Raw genomic sequence first — 20,331 nt, forward strand, 5'->3', positions numbered from 1 at the left:
CGCAACCGGCACCCCGGGCCGTGGAGGACATCCCGTGGGACTGGTCGTGGAAGGGGCGGCGCCTCATCGTCCCGCGTGGTCGTTGCTCTGACGGTGAGGGGTGGCGCCGGCCGGGGTGGGGTCGGGAGCTGGGGTGACATGTCATGGCAATGTGTGAAAAAGGACCTAAAAGAGGGAAGTGGTTGCGCTCAGGGTGATGTGCCCTGAAAAGATGAGCCTTCTGTATCGGCCGGACTGGAGGGCGGATGGAGCGGGGGAACAGGCGCAGGGGAGGCGTGGCGGTCGTCGCGGCCCTTGCGGTCGCGGGGTCGGTGGCCGGTGTGGCCCCCGTGGGCGTTCTGGCGGCCGGCGGGGGCACGGCCGGGAGCGCGGACGCGACCTACCGGAACTACATGGTCTTCTACGCCGACGGGGCGCGCTCACAGGCCGTCAGCGACGTCGAGAGGGCCGGGGGTACCAACGTGTCCCCGGGCGACCCTCGGCTCGGCTACGTGGTCGCCAGGGGCCCGGGAGACCGGTTCCTGGAGGCGCTGGCCTCCAGTGACGCCGTGGTGGGGGTGTCCTCCAACCGCAAGATCGGCACGGCGGTCGCCACCAGGGTCGCACCGGAGGTCGACAAGGACCTCGCCGCGCGCGCCCCTCTGGACGGGGCCGCCGCCGAGGGCGCCGAGCCGTTGTCCGGGCGGCAGTGGGACATGAGGCTCATCGGCGCCACGCCCGACAAGTCGTACAAGAAGGCGCCGGGCAGCAAGAAGGTGCTCGTCGGCATCATCGACACCGGCGTGGACGGCACCCACCCCGACATCGCGCCCAACTTCGACCGCGCGCTCAGCCGCAACTTCGTCACCGACAAGCCCAAGGACCCCAACGGCGAGACCTTCGACGGCCCGTGCGAGGTCACGAGCTGCAAGGACCCCGTGGACGCCGACGACAACGGCCACGGCACCCACGTCGCGAGCACCATCGGCTCGCCGATCAACGGCCTGGGCGTGGCGGGCGTCGCGCCGAACGTCACGCTGGTCAACCTGCGCGCCGGCCAGGACTCCGGGCTGTTCTTCCTCAAGCCCAGCATGGACGCGCTCACGTACGCCGCCGACAACGGCATCGACGTCGTCAACATGAGCTACTACGTGGACCCGTGGCTGTTCAACTGCACGGCCAACCCCTCCGACTCCAAGGCCGAGCAGATGGAGCAGCGGGGCATCATCACCGGCATGCAGCGGGCGCTGGACTACGCCCGCAAGCGCGGCGTCACGCTGATCAGCGCCATCGGCAACGGCTCCACCGACCTCGGCAAGCCGAAGACCGACACCAGCAGCCCGGACTACCCGCAGGGCGAGGAGCGTACGCGCAAGGTCAACAACTCCTGCCTGAACGTGCCCGCCGAGTCCAAGGGCGTGATCTCGGTCTCCTCGGTCGGGCCGAACGGCGTCAAGGCGTACTACTCCGACTACGGCATCGAGCAGACCGACCTGTCCGCCCCCGGCGGCGACGAGTTCAACCCGTCCACCCGCAGGAGCGACGTCACCCGTACGATCCTGGCCGCCGCCCCGGAGAAGCTGCTGCGCACCCAGGGCCTGATCGACAAGGACGGCGAGCCGAAGTCCTCCGCGGTCGTGCGCGACTGCAAGGACGGCACCTGCGCCTACTACCAGTACCTTCAGGGCACCTCCATGGCCGCCCCGCACGCCGCCGGCGTCGCCGCCATCCTGGTCAGCCGCTTCGGCCAGCCCGGCAAGGGCGGCCTCACGCTCGACCCCAAGACGGTCCAGCGCCTGCTGTACGCCAGCGCCACCGAGAAGAAGTGCCCCAGCCCGCGGGCCCACGTCTATCGCGCCACCGGCGCCAAGACGGTGCACGTGTGCGAGGGCGGCAAGTCGCGCAACGGCTTCTACGGCCACGGCATCGTCAACGCCGCCAAGGCCGCCACGATCAAGCGCTGAGGCGGGGTACCCAGCCCGGCCTGAGTACTCGCACGGATGCCGGGCCGCCCGCGGGCGGCCTACCGTCAGGACATGATCTACCGGCTGGTCGGCGAGACGGCGATGGTCGTCCACTTCCTGGTGCTGGTCTACATGGCCTTCGGCGGGTTCCTCGCCTGGCGGTGGCCGCGGGCGATCTGGCCGCACGCGGCCATCGCCGCCTGGGGTCTCATCTCGGTCACCACCGGCGTGGAGTGCCCGCTCACCATCGTGGAGAACTGGGGCAGGCACAACGCCGGGCTCGAAGGGCTGCGGCCGAGCGGGTTCATCGACCACTACATCGAGGGCGTGGTGTATCCCGAGGAGTACACCACCGCCGTCAGGTGGGCGGTCGCGGCCGTGGTGCTGTCCTCCTGGGCCGGGTTCGTCCTGCTACGGCGCCGCGCCCGGACGCCGAGGGAGGACGAAGCCGTGTCCGGGACGCGATAACGTGAGGGCGATGGCAGGTAGTCACCCAGATTTTCGGTCCCGCTGCCGGCATCGTCATCACCAAGTGGTCTGTACCAATTAAGGTGGGACCCGTGACTCGTCGCGCGAAGATTGTCTGCACTCTAGGTCCGGCCACGTCGTCTCCGGAGCGTATCCGCGAGCTCATCGCGGCGGGGATGGACGTCGCCCGCTTCAACCTCAGCCACGGCAGCCACGAGCTGCACAAGGAGATCTACGACAGGGTGAAGGAGGCGGCGGCCGAGCTCGGCCGCGGTGTAGGGCTGCTCGCCGACCTGCAGGGGCCGAAGATTCGCGTCGGCAAGTTCGCCGAGGGCCCGGTGCGGCTCGGCTTCGGCGACGTCTTCGCCATCACGACCGAGAACGTCCCCGGCGACCGCGACCAGGTGTCCACCACCTACGCCGGGCTGCCCAAGGACGTCCACCCCGGCGACACGATCCTGGTCGACGACGGCCGCGTGGTGCTGGAGGTCACCGGCGTCGAGGGGCCGAGGGTCACCACCAAGGTCGTCATCGGCGGCATGATCTCCGACAACAAGGGGCTCAACCTGCCGGGCGTCAACGTCAGCGCGCCCGCCCTGACCGACAAGGACGAGGCCGACCTGCGCTGGGCCCTGCGCACCGGGTTCGACATGATCGCGCTGTCCTTCGTGCGCCGGCCCTCCGACGCCGACGTGGTGCGCAACATCATGGAGCAGGAGGCCGTACGCCTGCCCCTGCTCGCCAAGATCGAGAAGCCGCAGGCGGTGGAACGGCTCCCCGAGATCGTCGAGGCGTTCGACGGCATCATGGTCGCCCGCGGCGACCTCGGTGTGGAGCTCCCGCTCGAAGACGTGCCGATCGTGCAGAAGCGGGCGATCGAGCTGTGCCGCGAGAAGGCCCGCCCGGTCATCGTCGCCACCCAGATGCTCGACTCCATGATGAACGCCCCGCGTCCCACGCGCGCCGAGGCGTCCGACGTCGCCAACGCGGTCATGGACGGCACCGACGCCGTCATGCTCTCCGGCGAGACCTCGGTCGGCAACTACCCGATCGAGGCGGTCGCCACCATGGACCGCATCGCCTGCGCCGCCGAGCGCGCCTCCCTGGAGGCCACCCACACCCTGGAGCGCATGCCCGAGACCGTGGGCGGCGCCATCGCCCGCGCCGCGGCCGAGGTCGGCGCCATCGTCGGCGCCAAGGTCCTGGTCGCCTTCACCATGTCCGGCGAGACGGCCCGCCGCCTGGCCCGCTACCGCTCCCCGATCCCGCTGATCGCCTTCACCTCGTCCCCGCACGTCCGCGGCCAGCTCTCCCTGACCTGGGGCGTCGAGACCTTCCACGTCCCGTTCGTGCACCACACCGACGACATGGTCCGCCAGGTGGAGTCCAGCCTCCTCACCCTGGGCCGCTGCGAGAAGGGCGACAAGGTCGTCATCGTCGCCGGCTCCCCGCCCGGCACCCACGGCTCCACCAACGCCCTCCGCGTCCACACCATCGGCTCCGCCGTCTCCCACCCGGCGAGCTGACGCCCTATATCCGGTACGCCGCCCTGGTCCGTTGGGCGGTTCCGGTTCGTTAGGCCGCCTTGGTCCGCTGGGCGGTTCCGGTTCGTTGGCCCGCCTTGGTCCGTAGCGTTCCGGTTCGTTGGGCCGTCCCGGCCGCGTGCCGCGCTCATACGCGCGGCGCGCCCCGTTGTGTCCGGCAGGCCGCGGACGTATGCGGAGGGCCGGGCTGATGGGTTTACGGGCGGCTGAGGGCGAGCACCAGGCGCGCCCGTCACCGCCGCACCCCTCCGTCGGCGCGGCGGGCCGTGCCGCGTTCTTGTGGGCAGGCGCGGCCCTGGGGCCCGCCCGCGGTGCCGACTGCGGTCATGAACCTGGGTCGGCAACACGGCCACCGGGGTACAGGGCCGCCGGGCGTGGCCACCGGGGTACAGGGCCGCCGGGCGTGGGCCGCTGGGCCTGGACCCCTGGGCGTGGACCGCCGGCTGCGCGCCGGGGCGCCGGTCGCTCGCTCTGACGGCTGCGCGCGACGACTTCGGCCGAGGTCACCAGCGCAGGCACCCCGACCGGGATCCCGGTGTGGTGGGTGTCGGTGGGCACCGATGGCTGGTGTCGCCGGGTCTTGCCTTGCGTCGGTCGAGCAGGGGTCTGGCCGGGAGCGGCTGGGCCCTGCGAGTGCTTCGGTGCTGCGCGCGCTCGCGCGCGGTATGGGGTGCCGGCTGGGCTGCCGTCTGTGGATGGTGGCTCGGGGTGGGCGTCTCAGCCGGGGCCGTCTGGTGTGGTGGCTGTGGGGGCGGCCTTGGCCGGGGGCGGCGGGCGTGCATGGCCGGCGCTGCCGGTCTTGACCCCGTCCGTCGCGCAGGGGCGTGGCGGTTGGGCGTTGCCGAGAGCTGCGCGCGCCTGCGCGGCTGAGGGACGGGCCGTCGGCGACTGAGGGCGGTGGCCTTCGCCCTGGGTTCATGCGCAGGCACTTCGATCCGTGGGTGGCCGTGGCGGGTGCTCTGCCTGCCCGCGCGGCGTGGGCGCCGGCTGGGCCGGTGGCTGTGGGGGCGGCCTTGGCCGGGGGCGGCGGTGTGGCGGGCTCTGGGCCCTTCATGTGCCCGCCGAAGGCTCGTGGGAGCACCACCGGAACGCAGGCTGGAGCCCTGCGGCTCGGGCCGTACGTCCTGGGGGCGGGGAGGCGTCGGCGGAGGGTAAAGGTGTCGCAAAAATGAGGAAAGCCGCCTGGCGGGGTGGCCGGGCGGCTTGGTCAGTGCCCCGAGTGGGATTCGAACCCACACCGTATGGATTTTGAGGCCATTGTCTCTGCCGGTTGGACTATCGGGGCATGGCAGGTGCCGGGCCCTCTGGAATGCAAGATCCACGTCCAGACGGCCCAGACGTGGTTCTAATCTAGCGGACGTCGGTACTCTCTTGCTCGTGAGTACGCAGAGGCGAGTGGTGATCGCGGAGGACGAGGCGCTGATTCGCCTCGATCTCAAGGAGATGCTGGAAGAGGACGGTTACGCCGTCGTCGGCGAAGCGGGGGACGGGGAGACCGCGGTCAAGCTGGCCATGGAGTTGCGGCCCGATCTGGTGATCCTGGATGTGAAGATGCCGATCCTGGACGGCATCTCCGCGGCCGAGCGGATCGTGTCGGAGCGGGTGGCGCCGTGCCTGATCCTGACCGCCTTCTCGCAGCGGGATCTGGTGGAGCGCGCGCGTGACGCGGGGGCGATGGCGTACCTGGTCAAGCCGTTCACCAAGTCCGACCTGGTGCCGGCGATCGAGATGGCGGTCAGCAGGCACGACGAGATCGCGGCGCTGGAGCGCGAGGTGAGCACGCTCTCGGAGCGGCTGGAGACGCGCAAGCTGGTGGAGCGGGCCAAGGGGCTGCTGATGGCCGCGCACGGGTGGACCGAGCCGCAGGCGTTCCGGTGGATCCAGAAGGCGTCCATGGACCGCAGGCTGAGCATGCGTCAGGTGGCGCAGATCGTGGTCAACGAGTCGGCGGGGGACCAGTCGCAGCCGCCGTCCGCGCCGCCTGCCCCGCCCGCGCCGCCCGCGTCGTCAGGGGCCTGAGCTAACCCTTCTTCAGGCAGGTGTCGTCGATCAGGTCCTGAAGCTCCTCGCGCAGCTCGGGGGAGAGCGGGAACGACAAGTAATGGGGCTCCAGGTCTCCGACGCCGACCCAGTGCGGGAAGACGAAGGTCTTCTTGCTCTCCGCCAGCGCGTGCGGGTCGCAGCCGAAGGCCGTGAACTGCACCGGTACGTCCACGCGGTCCTGCCCGTCCTCCAGCACCGCGACCGGGGTGCCCTCGGCCTTCAGCGGCCGTAGTTGCAGGATCACGCTGCCTCTGAGGTCCTGAAGGGTGATCCTGCCGGGAGCCTTGCGTTCGATCACGACGGTCCCGCGCAGCACGTCGCGGTCGCCGGAGCGGACGCGCGTCCACTCCTCGCCCAGGCGCACGTCGGCCGCCCTGCGTACGATCTGGGCGCCGCAGTCCTGCTTGACCAGCCGCTTGAGCAGCGTGTTGGGGTGGGGGAGCGGCAGGCGCACCTGGCCGTGGCCGCGTACCCACACGATCGCGTGCGCCGGCGGCGGCTCGGGGATCGTGTCGCCCGCGCACGTGGCCGTGCCGTACGGCAGGCGCAGGTCCACCCGGGGCGTCTTTTTGATCTCGTAGTCGACCGGCTCGGGCGGGAGGGTCCGCAGGGGCGGGGCGACGAGCTGCACGCGCTCGACGTACACGCTCGGGCCGTCGTTGCGCAGGCTGACGGAGAGTATGTGCTTCTCTTCGTCGATGCGCATCTGATTCAGGGTGGCGCTGAGGTGGAGCCGGGCCGGGGCCTCCTCCCGGCCGCCGCACGCCTGCAGGGTCGCCAGTGCGACGGTGGTGGCCAGCGTGACGAGGAGGGCCCGGCGGTGCGCGCTGCTGATCACGATTCGCAGCCTAGGAGCAAATCCGGGATTACAAAACCCGTCAAAGGGGGAAACATCATGTAATAAGGGGATCGACGGCCGGTGGGAGGAGCCCGCCGGGGATGTGGCCTGCCCGCCCGGTATCCGAGACATCGCGATCAGCATACGAGACGGTAACTTCACGGAGTAGTACTCCGGAGCACGTCGTAGCTGGGGCGCTGTCCCGGGGCCGGTAAGTTGAGGAGTTATTACGACTCCGCATCCAAGTGTCCACAGTTCAGCGGCATGCCTGGCTTGGGACCCCTCGCCTTTAATACGTTGCCGTCATTCGATCGGGACTGGGTCGGCTGCGCTGACATATCCCGGCATGGATGAAGGAGATACTTCATGATCCGCATTGCCCCCCTCGGGCGCGCGCTGGCCGTAGCGGCAGCCGCGAGCCTCGCCCTGACGGCCTGCGGCGGTGGCGACGAGGACACCGCAGCCCCGGCCGAGAGCTCCGCGCCCGCCTCCTCGGCGCCGGCGGCAGCCAAGGGCGACGGCACTCTGACCATCGGCACGCTTCTTCCGCAGACGGGTGACCTGGCCTTCCTCGGCCCGCCCGAGTTCGCCGGCGTGGACCTCGCCGTCGAGGAGATCAACGCCGCCGGTGGGGTGCTCGGCAAGCCGGTCACCAAGATCCACACCGACTCCGGTGACGCGAAGACCGACATCGCGTCGCAGTCGGTGGACAAGCTGCTCCAGCAGAAGGCCGATGCCATCTTGGGCGCCGCGTCCTCCGGTGTGTCCTTCACGGTCATCGACAAGATCGTGAACGCGGGTGTGGTCCACTTCTCCCCGGCGAACACCTCTCCGGACTTCACGACGTACACCGACAAGGGCCTGTACTTCCGCACGGCCCCGTCGGACGTGCTGCAGGGCCGCGTGCTCGGTGACCTGATCATCCAGGACGGCAGCGACACGGTCGCGATCCTCAACCGCCAGGACTCCTACGGCACCGGCCTCGCCACCGAGGTCAAGAAGTCCGTGGAGAGCGGCGGCGGCACCGTCACCGACGTCGTCGAGTACGACCCGGGCGCGGCCGACTTCTCCGCCGACGTCGCCAAGATCAAGGCCAAGAACCCCAAGGCCCTGGCCCTGATCGCGTTCGACGAGACCAAGAAGATCATCCCTGAGCTCAAGAAGCAGGGCCTCGGTCCCGACAAGATCAAGATCTACTTCGTCGACGGCAACCTGGCCGACTACTCCAAGGACTTCCCGAAGGGCACGCTGACCGGCGTCAAGGGCACCCAGCCCGGCGCGCAGGTCACCGAGGACTTCAAGGCCAAGCTGCTCAAGGTCAACCCCGAGCTCAAGGACTTCAACTACGGTCCCGAGTCCTACGACGCGGCCATGCTGACCGCCCTCGCCGCCGTCGCGGCCAAGGACGACAGCGGCACCGCCATCGCCTCCAAGCTCGTGGACGTGAGCAAGGGCGGCGAGAAGTGCACCGAGTTCAAGGCCTGCGCCGACCTGCTCGCCGCCGGCAAGGACATCGACTACGACGGCGTGAGCGGTCCGGTCGAGTTCAGCGACGCGGGTGACCCGTCCGAGGCCACGATCGGCGTCTTCGAGTACGGCGACGACAACGTGCACAAGAACGTCAACTACCTGTCCGGGAAGGTCTCGGGCTGACCTTCGCCCCCGCACTTCTCCGCAGCGCAGACGACCAGAAGGGCCCCGGCCGCCACGGCCGGGGCCCTTCCCGTCCTCCGGCGCCGGCCCGGGACGGGTCAGGCGCAGGCGTCGGGTCAGGCACAGGCGTCGCGTACGGACTTCTCCGCCTCGCGGTACTCCCGCAGCAGCCGCACCTGCTCCTCGCGCGGCGTGGCGGCCGGGGCCAGCCCTCGCGTCGTGCGCCGCAGCGCCGCCTCGCCCTCCTTCGCCCCGGCCGGCAGCCGCGGGCCGTACTCCAGCAGCACGCCCTCCACGTACGCCAGCCGCCCGCGTACCGCGTCGTCGAAGCGCTGCTCCTCCTCCTGTCCGGGCGGCAGCAGCAGCGGCTCCACGTAGCCCAGCGCGGAGACCACGCGCGCGCACGGATCGTCGGCGGGGTCGGCCCCCACGACGTACGTGCCGTCGCTCGTCGCGGCCGACGCGGACGGCGAGGCGCCGGCAGGCGAGGACTGGCCGGTGGCGCAGGCGGTCAGGCCGGCCAGGGAGAGGGCGAGCAGGGCGGTGGCGGGGGCGGTCATCCGCATGATGGTCATCCTCCGTGCCGGAACGAACGTGCCGGAAACGAACGAGCCCCGCGGCGGCCGGTGCGGGCCGCCGCGGGGCGTACGCGATGCTCGGTCGGCTCCCGGTCAGGCCTTGGCCAGGGTGCCGAGGTACAGCTCGATCACCTTCGGGTCGTGGATCAGATCGCGCCCGCTGGCCGTGTAGGCGTTGCGGCCCTGGTCGAGCACGTAGCCGCGGTCGCAGATCTGCAGGCAGCGGCGGGCGTTCTGCTCGACCATGATGACCGTGACCCCGGCCCGGTTGATCTGCTGGGCCCGGATGAACACCTGGTCCTGCAGCTTGGGCGACAGGCCCGCCGACGGCTCGTCCAGCAGCAGCACCGACGGCTCGGTCATCAGCGCCCTGGCCATCGCCACCATCTGCCGCTCGCCGCCCGACAGCGAGCCGGCCCGCTGCTTGCGCCGCTCCTTCAGCGCCGGGAACAGCTCCGAGACGAACTCGAAGCGCTCCTTGAACTTCTTCGGCGCCTGGAACGCCCCCATCTCCAGGTTCTCCTCGATGGTGAGGCTGGGGAAGACGTTGTTGGTCTGGGGGACGTAGCCGACGCCGCGCTCCACCAGGGCGTGCGCCTTGAGGTTGGTGATGTTCTCGCCCTTGAGCGTGATCGAGCCGCTGCGCACCTCCACCAGCCCGAACAGCGCCTTGAGCAGCGTGGACTTGCCGGCGCCGTTGGGGCCGATGATGCCGATCAGCTCGCCCTCGCCGACGTAGAGGTCGGCGCCGTTGAGGATGTTCACGCCCGGCACGTAGCCCGCGTACAGCTCGTCGCAGCGCAGCACGGCGTTCTCGGCGCCCGCGAGGTGGGCGGTGCGGTCCACGACGGCGGCGCTGGACCTCTCGCCGCCCTCGGCCTGCACCCGGGTCTCGATCTCTTCCATGCCGTCCTGGCTCACGTGCTCCTCACCGGCCTCAGGCATCGCCGGCCTCCTTCCTGCCGCCGGCCTTGGCGCCGTCGCCGGCGGCCTCGCCCGGACCGGCCGTCGTCGCCGTGTTCACCGGCACCGCCTCGCCGTGGGTCTCGGCGGCCTCCAGTTCCAGCTCGGCCTCGGCCTCGGCGAGCTGCCGCTCCGCCTCGGCGTCGGACAGCGGCGCGTCGTGGTGGGCGCCGAGGTAGGCGTCGACCACCCGGGGGTCGGACATGATCGTCTCGGGCGGGCCCTCGGCGATCACCGCGCCCTGGGCCATCACGATGACCCAGTCGCTGATGTCGCGCACCATGTCCATGTCGTGCTCCACGAACAGCACGGTCATGCCCTGCTCGCGCAGGTCCTTGACGTGGCCGAGCAGCGACTGGGTGAGCGCCGGGTTGACGCCCGCCATCGGCTCGTCCAGCATGACCAGCTCGGGCTTGACCATGAGCGCGCGGGCCATCTCCAGCAGCTTGCGCTGCCCGCCCGACAGGCTTCCGGCGAAGTCACTGCGCTTGGCCGCGAGCTTGAAGCGCTCCAGCAGCTCCTCGGCCCGCTCGGTGATCTCGTCCTCCTGGGCGCGCCACAGCCGCGGGAACAGCGCGCGCAGGAAGTTCTCGCCACGCTGGCCCTGCGCGCCCAGGCGCATGTTCTCCAGCACGGTCAGCTTCGACAGCGCCTTGGTGAGCTGGAAGGTGCGCACCATCCCGTAACGGGCGACCTTGTGGGCCGGTACGCCGTTCATCTTGCGGCCGTTGAAGGTCCACTCGCCAGAGTCGGCGGTGTCGAAGCCGGTGAGCTGGTTGAAGAAGGTGGTCTTGCCGGCGCCGTTGGGCCCGATGAGCGCGGTGATCGAGCCGCGCTGGATCTCGACGTGCTCGACGTTCACGGCGGTGAGGCCGCCGAAGCGGCGTACCACGTTGTCCACGACCAGGATGGGGTCGGGCTTGGCCACGCCCGGCTCGGTCGCCAGGCCCGCGAAGGCGGCCCGCGCGGCGGCCTTGCGGTCGGTCACAGCGCCGGCCGGGGCGCTTGCGGCTTCGTCAACGTGCATCGAGCGCGATCTCCCTCTTGTCGCCGAAGATGCCCTGTGGTCGATAGATGAGCAGCAGCATCAGTCCGAGCCCGACGAGCATGTACCTGATCGGGCCCACCTGGGTGGTGGTGATGAACGTGATGGTCCCGGTGTTCACCGCCTCCTCCAGGAAGGTGCCGACCAGGATGAGGAGTCCCCAGAAGATGGCGGCGCCCACCACCGGTCCGAGGATGCGCGCGGTGCCGCCCAGGATCAGCACGGTGTAGGCGTAGAACGTCAGCTCGGTGTTGTACGACTCGGGCTGCACGGCCGAGCGGCTCAGGGCGAAGATGAAGCCCGCGAGCGCGCCGATGACGCCGCCGAGCACCAGCGATTGCATCTTGTAGGAGAAGACGTTCTTGCCCAGGCTGCGCACGGCGTCCTCGTCCTCGCGGATCGCCTTGAGCACCCGGCCCCAGGGGCTCTTCATCAGCAGGTAGATCAGGCCGCAGGACAGCGCGACCAGGATCCACCCGACCGTGAGCACCCACATGGTGTTCTCGTCGAAGCCGATGATGGGGCCGATGTTGTAGTCGCCTTCCGGGTACGGGTTCAGCGCGTAGAACCCGCCGGAGAACGCCTGGATGCCGTCGGTGCCGCCGAAGACGTCCTGCAGGGCGACCGAGCGCACGACCAGGCGGATGATCTCGGCCGCGGCGATGGTGACGATGGCCAGATAGTCGGCGCGCAGGCGCAGGGTCGGGATGCCCATCAGCAGCGCGAGCACGACCGACAGGGCCAGGCCGATGGTGACGCCGAGGAAGAACGGCAGGCCGAAGGTGGTGACGGTGGTCGCGATCGAGTACGCGCCGATCGCGAGGAAGGCGGCCTGGCCGAAGTTGAGCAGGCCGGTGTAGCCGAAGTGCACGTTGAGGCCGATGGCCGCGAGCGCGTAGATCACGGCCTCGGTGCCGATCGACGCCTCCACGGCGCGGCTGATGACAAGGATCCAGTCCATTGGCGGCCTCCCCCTAACCGATCCGCTCGCGGCGGCCGAGGATGCCCTGCGGCCGTACCAGAAGGACGATGATCAGCACGACGAGGGCGCCGACCGTCTTCATCTCCGGAGGTATCCAGAGGGTGGAGACTTGGACGAACAGGCCCACGATCAGCGAGCCGACCAGGGCGCCGTACGCCGTGCCGAGCCCGCCCAGCGTGACGCCCGCGAACATCAGCAGCAGTACCTGGAGTCCCATCTGGTAGTTGAGGTTCTGGGTGGTGCCGAGCAGGATGCCGGCGAGCGCCGCGATCGTGGTGCCCGCCGCCCACACGATCCGGATCACCCGGTCCACGTTGATGCCGGAGGACGCGGCCAGCGCCGGGTTGTCGGCGACCGCGCGGGTGGCCTTGCCGAGCCGGGTGTAGGTGAGGGCCAGGCCGACCGCGATCAGCACGACGATCTGGATCGCCATCGCGATCAGGCCCTTCGGCGTGGCGAAGATCGGCCCGATCTCGATGCCCTCCTGGGCGACGTACTCGTTGTACGGGCGGCTCTCGCCGCCGAACAGGAACAGCGTCAGGTTGCGCAGGAAGATCGCCAGGCCGATCGAGATGATCATCATGCCGATGAGGCCGGTCTTCCGCTCGCGCAGCACACCCCAGAAATATCGATCCTGCCCGTATCCGAACGCCGCCGCGATGACGAGCGCCAGCGGCGCGGCGATGAGCAGGTGCAGGCCCAGCGAGGTGTTCAGGACGTACGCGGTGAAGGCGCCCAGCGTCAGCAGCTCGCCGTGGGCGAAGTTGGTCAGCCCGGTGGTCCCGAAGATCAGCGACAGCCCGACCGCGCCCAGCGCGATGGTCAGGCCCAGACTGATGCCCTCGAAGGAGAGCTGTGCCAGCCGCGTCCACCAGGAGTCCTCGGCCTCAGCGGCGGCCGCCTCCTCGTCGGCCGCGTCGCCGGAGACGAGCGCGAACAGGACGTTGCGCTCGTTGCCCTCGAAGACCTGGACGGTCAGCGTGGCTCGGTCGGGGTTTCTGAGCGAGACGCCCTGGGGAAGGGTGTTGACGTCCAGCGTCACCTTGTACATGCCGGCCTTGGGGACGGGGATCGCCCAATCTCCCGTGGCGCTGGTGGTGGCCTCTCCGACCGGCGCGTTGTTCTCGTCGACAACGCTGATCTTCACGCCGTTCACTGGCTGGCCTTGGTTTTTGAGTGAGCCTTTCAGGCCCTCTCCGTCCGCCCACGCCATCGCGGGTCCGGATGCGAGGAGGAAGATGAGGCCACCCAGGAAGGCCGTGAACGCGATCACGGCTCTGCGCAATGGTGCTCCCTTATGAGGTCATGGCGGAGGTAGTCCTACCCCCAAACTCGACTCGCGCATCGCAAAATGAGCCTGCAACGCTGTGGCCGGAGCTTAGCTCTGGACGCCCGGTTCCGGACCGTTCGTCACCAATCGGTGACCAGGGTGTTTCATCGGCGTGAGGAAAAAGCGGCCTGGTCAGAGCGGGTTTACTGGGATTGTCGAAGCCTGACATGGCCGTCTTACAGTTTGGCTGATTACGGATGCTCCGGAAGTGCCGGGGAAGTGCCCGGACCGTGCGCGGAAGGCCCTTCGGGCGCGCACGTACGCGCGGGGAGACAGCGCGCGGGGAGACAGCGCGCGGGGAGGCGGCGCGCGAGGAGACAGCACGCGTGAAGGCGGCGCGCGTGGAGACGGCGTGCGTGGAGGCGGCGCGCGTGGAGGCAGGGCTCCGGCCGCGCCGGAAGCGGCCCTCGGGCACCGCGATGCTCGGCGGTGGCCGCGCGGGCGGGCGCGTGGAAGAAGTGGGAGAGAAGTGGAAGAGGGGGATAAGCCGAGGGCCTGGAAGAACAAGATGAGCCCAGGGGGGCCTTTGGTGCCGTGGTGGGCTTCCCCGGCCCTGCACGTTTTCTACTCGGCCGTCCCCCGGGCTCTGTTGGCCCACCACCGTAGCGAGCCCGGGGGGCCGGGCGCAAAAGTACCGCTCAGAGTGGCCGATACTCGCCGTGTCGGGTACCCGCCGCGCGCCCGGCCGCTCAGGCCGCCGGGCCCTCGCCCCCGGGGGGCTGCTCCCTGATCAGGCAGGTCAGGCGGGCGGTGCACACCCTGCGGTCCTGCTCGTCACTGATCGCGATGTCGTACGTCGCCAGCGTGCGGCCCCCGTGCAGCCGCGTCGCGACCCCCGTGACGTATCCGGACGTGGCCGAGCGATGGTGGGTGGCGTTGATCTCGATGCCGACCGCGATCCGGCCCGGTCCGGCGTGCAGTGCGGCGCCCGTCGAGCCGATGGTCTCGGCCAGCACGCAGGACGCGCCGCCGTGCAGCAGGCCGTACGGCTGCGTGTTGCCCTCGACCGGCATCCGCGCCACCACCCGCTCCGGGCTCGCCTCGACGAACTCGATGCCGAGTCGCGCGGCGAGCTGGCCTTCACCGGCGACGATCGCCATCAGATCGTCGGGGTTGGTCATCGTCAAGGGGACGCCTCCTCTGTGTCGACCTCGCGTTTTCTGTCGTAGAGGGAGACTAGGCTTCGAGTGTGCCGAAGACAGAAGCGACCCCCGCCCGTCCGTCCCTGCTGCTGCTCGACGGACACTCACTGGCCTACCGCGCCTTCTACGCGCTTAAGGAGGCCAACCTCGTCACCACCGACGGCCAGCACACCGAGGCCGTGTACGGCTTCACCTCGATGCTGGTCAACGTGCTGCGCGACGAGCGGCCCAGCCACGTCGCGGTCTGCTTCGACCGATCCGAGCCCACGTTCCGGCACACCGAGTACGCCGAGTACAAGGCCAACCGCACCGAGACGCCCGAGGACTTCCGCGGCCAGGTCAGCCTGATCTTCGAGGTGCTCGACACCCTGCGCATCCCGCGCCTGTCGCTGGCCGGCTTCGAGGCCGACGACCTGATCGCCACCCTGGCCACGCGCGGCTCGGCCGAGGGCATGTCCGTGCTGATCGTCACCGGCGACCGCGACGCGCTGCAACTCGTCGACGACAACGTCACCGTGCTCATGACCCGGCGCGGCATCAGCGACATGACCCGCTTCACCCCCGACGCGGTCATGGAGAAGTACGAGCTGACCCCGGCGCAGTATCCCGACTTCGCCGCAATCCGCGGCGACAGCAGCGACAACCTCAAGAACATCCCCGGCGTGGGCGAGAAGACCGCGGCCAAGTGGATCCGCGAGTTCGGCTCCCTGGAGGAGCTGGTCAACCGGGTCGACGAGGTCAAGGGCAAGGTCGGCGACAAGCTGCGCGAGCACCTCGGCCAGGTGATGATGAACCGCCGCCTGACCGAGCTCAAGCGCGACGTGCCCCTCGACGTCGAGCCCGCCTCGCTGACCATGGGCCAGTTCGACCGCGAGGGCATCCACAAGCTGCTCGACTCGCTGCAGATCCGCGGCGAGCTGCGCGAGCGGCTGTTCAAGACCCTCGGCTCCGCCGAGCCCGAGGTCGAGGACGCCTTCGAGGTCGAGCTCGCCATGCCCGGCCCCGACGAGGTCGCCGGCTGGCTGGCCGCCATGCCCGCGGGCCGGGCCGGGCTCGCCTTCCGCGGCTCCTACGGCAGCGGCACCGGCCGCATCGACGCCATCGCCATCGCCCCGCCCGGCGGCACCGCCGCCTACCTCGACCCCACCCGGCTCACCCAGGCCGACGAGGCCGCCCTGCGCGAGTGGCTCGGCGACGAGGCCCGCGAGAAGGCCGTCCACGACGCCAAGGGGCCCATGCTGGCCCTGTGGGCCCAGGGCATGGAGCTGCGCGGGCTGAGCTGCGACACCGCACTCGCGGCGTACCTCGCGACGCCGGGGCAGCGCACCTTCGAGCTCGACGACCTCGCCGTGCGCTACCTCAAGCGCGAGCTGCGCAGCGAGGCCGAGGCCGGCGGGCAGGGCTCCCTGTTCGACACCGACGGCGAGGCCGAGGCGCGCGACCTCGCGCTGCGCGCCCAGGCCGTGCGCGAGCTGGCCGAGGGCCTGGAGGAGTTCCTGTCCACCCGCGGCGGCACCCACCTGCTCGGCGAGGTGGAGCTGCCGCTGGTCACCGTGCTCGCCGAGATGGAGCGCACCGGCATCTGCACCGACCGCGAATACCTCGCCGGGCTGGAGTCCGAGTTCGGCGCCGCGGTCAAGCAGGCCGTCGAGGAGGCCCACCGGGTCGTCGGCGAGCAGTTCAACCTGGGCTCGCCCAAGCAGCTCCAGACGATCCTGTTCGACAAGCTGGGCCTGCCCAAGACCAAGAAGATCAAGACCGGCTACACCACCGACGCCGACGCCCTGGCCTGGCTCGCCGGCCAGACCGAGCACGAGCTGCCCACGATCCTGCTGCGCCACCGCGACCAGACCAAGCTGCGCACCACCGTCGAGGGCCTGATCAAGGAGATCGGCGACGACGGCCGCATCCACACCACCTTCAACCAGATCATCGCCGCCACCGGCCGCCTCAGCTCCGAGAAGCCCAACCTGCAGAACATCCCGATCCGCACCGCCGAGGGCCGCCGCATCCGCCAGGGCTTCGTGGTCGGCGAGGGCTTCGAGACCCTGCTCACCGCCGACTACAGCCAGATCGAGCTGCGCATCATGGCCCACCTGTCCGGCGACGAGTCCCTGATCGCGGCCTTCGAGTCCGGCCACGACTTCCACCAGGCCACCGCCGCCCGCGTCTTCGACATCCCGCCGGAGCAGGTCGGCGGCGACCTCCGCGCCAAGATCAAGGCGATGAACTACGGCCTGGCCTACGGCCTGTCCGACTTCGGCCTGTCCGGCCAGCTCAACATCCCCGTGGCCGAGGCGCGGGCGCTCAAGGACGAGTACTTCGAGGAGTTCGGCGGCGTACGCGAGTTCCTGCAGGCGATCGTCGCCCAGGCCCGCAAGGACGGCTACACCGAGACCATCCTCGGCCGCCGCCGCTACCTCCCCGACCTCACCAGCGACAACCGCCAGCGCCGCGAGATGGCCGAGCGCATGGCCCTCAACGCCCCCATCCAGGGCTCCGCGGCCGACATCATCAAGGTCGCCATGCTCAACGTCCGCCGCGCCCTGGCCGCCGAGGGCCTGCGCTCCCGCATGCTCCTCCAGGTCCACGACGAACTCGTCTTCGAGGTGGCCCCCGGCGAACTCGACGCCCTGCGCGCCCTCGCGATCCGCGAGATGGGCTCCGCCTACAGCCTGCGCGTCCCCCTGGAGGTCTCGGTAGGCGTGGGCCGCACCTGGGAGGACGCCGGCCACTGACCCACACGCCCCCGCGGGCTCGCGTGGCGCCGCTGGCCGCAGCGCCCTGCGCGCGTGTCCTTGCGCGGTCGCGTGACGCTGCGGGCGGCTTACCCACCCGCCGCCCCCCGCCCTGCCGGGCGAGCCCTTCGGCGTCGCCGTGGCTGAGGTCGTCCCGCCCGTTGGGTCGTCGCCGGGCGCTGCCCGCGTGTCCTCGCGTGGTCGCGTGACGCTGCGGGCTGCTGACCCCTCCCTCGCGCTGTCGCATGGCCCCCAAGCCGCTGCGGCAGAGGCCACGTCCGCCCGCTGCGGGCCGTGAGGTGCTGCTGGCGTGTCCTCACGTGGCGGGTTGCGGTGCGGGCTGCTGACCCACTGCGGCCCGCTCTGCCGGGCGGCCCCCGGCACGCTGTGGCTGAGGTCGTCCTGTCTGTTCCGCGCCAGGGGAACTGCCCGGGTGTTCTCGCGCGGTCGTGTGGCGGTGCGGGCGGCTGACCGCCGCCGCCCGGCGTCCTACACCCTGGCGGCGCGCAGCGGGCATCACGGCCGCTGCGGCACCGTCCGCGTCGCCCGCTGCGCGCCAAAGGCGCTGCGTTTCCTCGCGCGGGGGCGGGGGCGGGTTGGCGGTGGTGTGGCCTTACCGGGCCGCGCGGCGCTGCCTGCCCGCCTCTGGCAGGCGCATGTGGGCACCGCCTTGGGCTGGCGGGGAGGACCGGGCGCTGGGTGTGCGTTGCGGGGTGAGGCGGTGTGTATGGGGAGCGCCGGGCCGGGTGACCTGCTCTCCGACTCTCATCCGGGATGATCAGAAGGTAACGGGCGGGCTGTGGCGGGCGGGGCCGGTGTGTCTCTGTCCTTTATGTGCCGTAGGCGAAGCCGAGGATCATCGCCAGGAGGAAGGGGAAGCCCAGGACGCCTGTCCAGGCGATGGCCTTCTTGCTGCGGGTCACCAGGGCGGTGAGGAAGGCGATGAGGGCGATGGCGAAGGGGATCGAGTTGATCGGCAGGATCGCCCGCCACACGCCGCGTGCGCCCGTGGGCAGGACGCGGTCGCCCTCGGGGGTCAGGGCGGCGGGGAAGGTCTCGCCCACCTCGACGTCCGGGACGGTGTCGATGAGGATCGGCTGCTTGGAGCGGTCGGCGAATTCGAAGTACGCCTGGCAGTCGTACACGCCCTTGCGGACGCGGTCGCAGGACTGGACCGTGGCGGTGCCGGGGGTGCCTGTGCGGCCGAGGGCCACGTCCACCTCGGGGATGGCGACGGTGACGGCCGTGGCCGCCAGGAAGATGATCGCGGCTGCCGCGAAGAGCAGGCGTAGCACCATCTTGGTGGCCGCCCAGGGCGATTGGCGCTGCGGCGGCTTGGCGGGCGGCGAGGTGGTGGTGGGCGGCGAGGTGGCGGCGCCCTTGGGGCGGTTCGTCTGGTTCCGGGTCTTCCGCGTCTTGGCCACGGTCCCATACTGGGGGGCACTACTTGGAAGCCACCTGTGACCGTCTGGTGGGAACGTCAGCGGGGGCGCGTACAGGCCCGACTTCAGTGCGGCCACCGGGGGGTCGAGGCCATCGACCACTTGGGCCCGGGTCTTCTCGGTCATGTCGGGCTGGCAGCGGGGTGAGGGTAAAAAGTCGGTAAAAATCGCGAAGTATGGCGATATGGGGTTTTCGTCCCGTCTAACGGTGGCGTAAAGGGTTACCTTTTGGTAAGGCTTTACCGGCCCTTGGGGTCGTCTTGGGGTTCTAGGCTGTGGGGCTCGGTGTCACCGACGGGGCGGGGGGATTGTGCGGACTACGGCGCCGGTGGCGCGGGTCGTCGCTGTGGCGAACGTGGTGGTGGTCTCGGTCGCGATCATGGTGCTGACCTTCGTGCCCGTGGGTGACCGGCCGCAGCGGGAGGCGGTGCCGGCGCGGCCGCAGGCGGAGCGGAAGACGGAGCGGCCGGCTCCGCACCAGGAGGAGCTGCTGCCCAGCTCGGCGCTGCCGCCGCCGGTCCGCGCCACCCGCGAGTCGGCGCGCCGGGCGCGGGCCAACGAGGCGGGCCTGGTGCCGGTGCTCATGTACCACCGGATCGTGGCCAAGCCGCGCGCCTCCATCGACCGTACGCCCGCGCAGGTGCGCGCCGAGCTGGAGCGGCTGGCCCGCGAGGGGTACGTGCCGATCACCGCCCGGGAGTTCGCGAGCGGCGAGATCGGCGTTCCCGAGGGGACCCATCCGGTCGTGCTGACCTTCGACGACGGGCACTCCAGCCACTTCGGGCTGGACGCGGACGGCATGCCGCTCCCCGACACCGCCGTCGGGATCATCTTCGCCGTGGCCCAGAAGTACCCGCGCTTCCGGCCCGTGGCGACGTTCTGGGTGAACCGGGAACCCTTCGGGCTGCGCGACCCCGACCGCCAGGCCCACGCCGTACGGTGGCTGACCGCGCACGGGTTCGAGGTGGCCAACCACACCTGGGGCCACCCCAACCTGCGGCGGGTTTCGAAGAAGAAGGCCCGCGAGCAGATCGTGCGCGGCGAGCGGCTGCTGCGCAGGCTCGGCGCCGGGCCCTCGGCCACCCTCGCCCTGCCGTACGGATCGCGGCCGCGCGACCCCGGCCTCGCCCGGAGCGGGTCGTGGGACGGCACGAAGTACGACTACAAGGGCGTGTTCCTGGCCGGGGCCGAGCCGTCGCCGCCGCCCTTCGTCAAGGGCTTCGACCGCAACGCGATCATGCGCATCCAGAGCAACGGCCGCAAGGGCGAGTGCAGGCGGTGGTGCTCGGCGTACTGGCTGGATTGGCTGGCCGATCACAAGGGGAAGAGATACACGTCCGACGGTGATCCGGAGCGGATCTCCATCCCGGAGAAACTTCGGGGTAATATCACTGGCAAGCGGAGGCAGCAGGTCAACGCCTACTAGCGGCCGTGGCGGGGGCGTGGGGGCCTCCACTTGGTCGTGCCCTCGGATTGACCAGGCTCGTCACGTCTCATATGCTGATCGCTGCGCTGTGGGCTCGCGCGCGCCTCAGACGGAGCGGGCTCGCGCTCATTATGTCGATGACGAATCCTCGGCTTTATGGGGGCCTGCCGCGCGCCAGCCACATCGACATCTGTCC

15 protein-coding genes and 1 tRNA gene are annotated in these 20,331 nt (G+C 70.4%); 7 read left to right on the forward strand and 9 right to left on the reverse strand.

Annotated features, from left to right (window positions below; translation table 11 throughout):
• The first annotated feature begins 245 nt into the window (after positions 1-245).
• The 3 genes from HNP84_RS07290 to pyk all read left to right on the forward strand — a co-directional run bounded on the left by HNP84_RS07290 (position 246) and on the right by pyk (position 3,937).
• Positions 246-1,943: a S8 family peptidase gene (locus HNP84_RS07290; protein ID WP_185048622.1), complete on the forward strand. Its 1,698-nt coding sequence runs from the start codon at positions 246-248 to the stop codon at positions 1,941-1,943.
• Between the two features lie 72 nt (positions 1,944-2,015).
• Positions 2,016-2,411 (forward strand): DUF2784 domain-containing protein, encoded by a 396-nt coding sequence (locus HNP84_RS07295; RefSeq protein ID WP_185048623.1) that lies wholly within the window; start codon positions 2,016-2,018, stop codon positions 2,409-2,411.
• 92 nt (positions 2,412-2,503) lie between these two features.
• Entirely contained in the window at positions 2,504-3,937 is a 1,434-nt protein-coding gene (pyk, locus tag HNP84_RS07300; RefSeq protein WP_185048624.1) for a pyruvate kinase, read from the forward strand.
• A 1,229-nt stretch (positions 3,938-5,166) separates the two neighbouring features.
• Here the strand turns inward: pyk and HNP84_RS07305 are convergent.
• Positions 5,167-5,240: transfer RNA gene (locus tag HNP84_RS07305), tRNA-Leu, on the reverse strand.
• A 92-nt stretch (positions 5,241-5,332) separates the two neighbouring features.
• Between HNP84_RS07305 and HNP84_RS07310 the strand changes: the two genes are divergently transcribed.
• The gene (locus tag HNP84_RS07310; RefSeq protein ID WP_312924058.1) at positions 5,333-5,974 is read left to right on the forward strand and encodes an ANTAR domain-containing response regulator; all 642 of its coding nucleotides are present in this window, start codon (positions 5,333-5,335) and stop codon (positions 5,972-5,974) included.
• 1 nt (position 5,975) lies between these two features.
• Here HNP84_RS07310 and HNP84_RS07315 read toward each other — a convergent pair whose 3' ends face one another.
• Positions 5,976-6,836: a hypothetical protein gene (locus HNP84_RS07315; RefSeq protein ID WP_185048625.1), complete on the reverse strand. Its 861-nt coding sequence runs from the start codon at positions 6,834-6,836 to the stop codon at positions 5,976-5,978.
• A gap of 366 nt (positions 6,837-7,202) precedes the next feature.
• Between HNP84_RS07315 and HNP84_RS07320 the strand changes: the two genes are divergently transcribed.
• Positions 7,203-8,489: an ABC transporter substrate-binding protein gene (locus HNP84_RS07320; protein WP_185048626.1), complete on the forward strand. Its 1,287-nt coding sequence runs from the start codon at positions 7,203-7,205 to the stop codon at positions 8,487-8,489.
• A gap of 116 nt (positions 8,490-8,605) precedes the next feature.
• Here the strand turns inward: HNP84_RS07320 and HNP84_RS07325 are convergent, their stop codons facing one another.
• The 6 genes from HNP84_RS07325 to HNP84_RS07350 form a co-directional block, all read right to left on the reverse strand.
• Entirely contained in the window at positions 8,606-9,055 is a 450-nt protein-coding gene (locus tag HNP84_RS07325) for a hypothetical protein (protein WP_185048627.1), read from the reverse strand.
• 105 nt (positions 9,056-9,160) lie between these two features.
• Positions 9,161-10,012, reverse strand: a complete 852-nt coding sequence (locus tag HNP84_RS07330) for an ABC transporter ATP-binding protein (RefSeq protein ID WP_185048628.1) — start codon at positions 10,010-10,012, stop codon at positions 9,161-9,163.
• The gene (locus tag HNP84_RS07335) at positions 10,005-11,057 is read right to left on the reverse strand and encodes an ABC transporter ATP-binding protein (protein WP_185048629.1); all 1,053 of its coding nucleotides are present in this window, start codon (positions 11,055-11,057) and stop codon (positions 10,005-10,007) included. Before HNP84_RS07335 ends, HNP84_RS07330 begins: the two co-directional genes overlap by 8 nt.
• Entirely contained in the window at positions 11,047-12,036 is a 990-nt protein-coding gene (locus tag HNP84_RS07340; RefSeq protein WP_185048630.1) for a branched-chain amino acid ABC transporter permease, read from the reverse strand. The genes HNP84_RS07335 and HNP84_RS07340 overlap by 11 nt, the downstream gene beginning before the upstream one ends.
• A gap of 13 nt (positions 12,037-12,049) precedes the next feature.
• Positions 12,050-13,204 carry a branched-chain amino acid ABC transporter permease gene (locus HNP84_RS07345; RefSeq protein WP_312924060.1) on the reverse strand — a complete coding sequence of 385 codons (1,155 nt, stop codon included), beginning with the start codon at positions 13,202-13,204 and terminating at the stop codon, positions 12,050-12,052.
• An 872-nt stretch (positions 13,205-14,076) separates the two neighbouring features.
• A complete protein-coding gene (locus HNP84_RS07350) occupies positions 14,077-14,508 on the reverse strand; it encodes a PaaI family thioesterase (protein ID WP_185048993.1) in 432 nt (143 codons plus the stop codon).
• Between the two features lie 68 nt (positions 14,509-14,576).
• On the opposite strand from HNP84_RS07350, the gene polA reads away from it, so the two are divergent.
• The gene (gene polA, locus HNP84_RS07355) at positions 14,577-17,267 is read left to right on the forward strand and encodes a DNA polymerase I (protein WP_185048632.1); all 2,691 of its coding nucleotides are present in this window, start codon (positions 14,577-14,579) and stop codon (positions 17,265-17,267) included.
• Positions 17,268-18,097: 830 nt separating this feature from the next.
• On the opposite strand, the gene HNP84_RS07360 is transcribed toward polA, so the two are convergent.
• The gene (locus HNP84_RS07360; protein WP_185048633.1) at positions 18,098-18,691 is read right to left on the reverse strand and encodes a hypothetical protein; all 594 of its coding nucleotides are present in this window, start codon (positions 18,689-18,691) and stop codon (positions 18,098-18,100) included.
• Between the two features lie 346 nt (positions 18,692-19,037).
• Here HNP84_RS07360 and HNP84_RS07365 point away from each other — a divergent pair, with 346 nt between their 5' ends.
• The gene (locus HNP84_RS07365; protein WP_312924064.1) at positions 19,038-20,135 is read left to right on the forward strand and encodes a polysaccharide deacetylase family protein; all 1,098 of its coding nucleotides are present in this window, start codon (positions 19,038-19,040) and stop codon (positions 20,133-20,135) included.
• Positions 20,136-20,331 lie beyond the last annotated feature (196 nt).

Origin of the sequence: Thermocatellispora tengchongensis, from assembly GCF_014202315.1 — a bacterium.
Lineage (GTDB): Bacteria > Actinomycetota > Actinomycetes > Streptosporangiales > Streptosporangiaceae > Thermocatellispora > Thermocatellispora tengchongensis.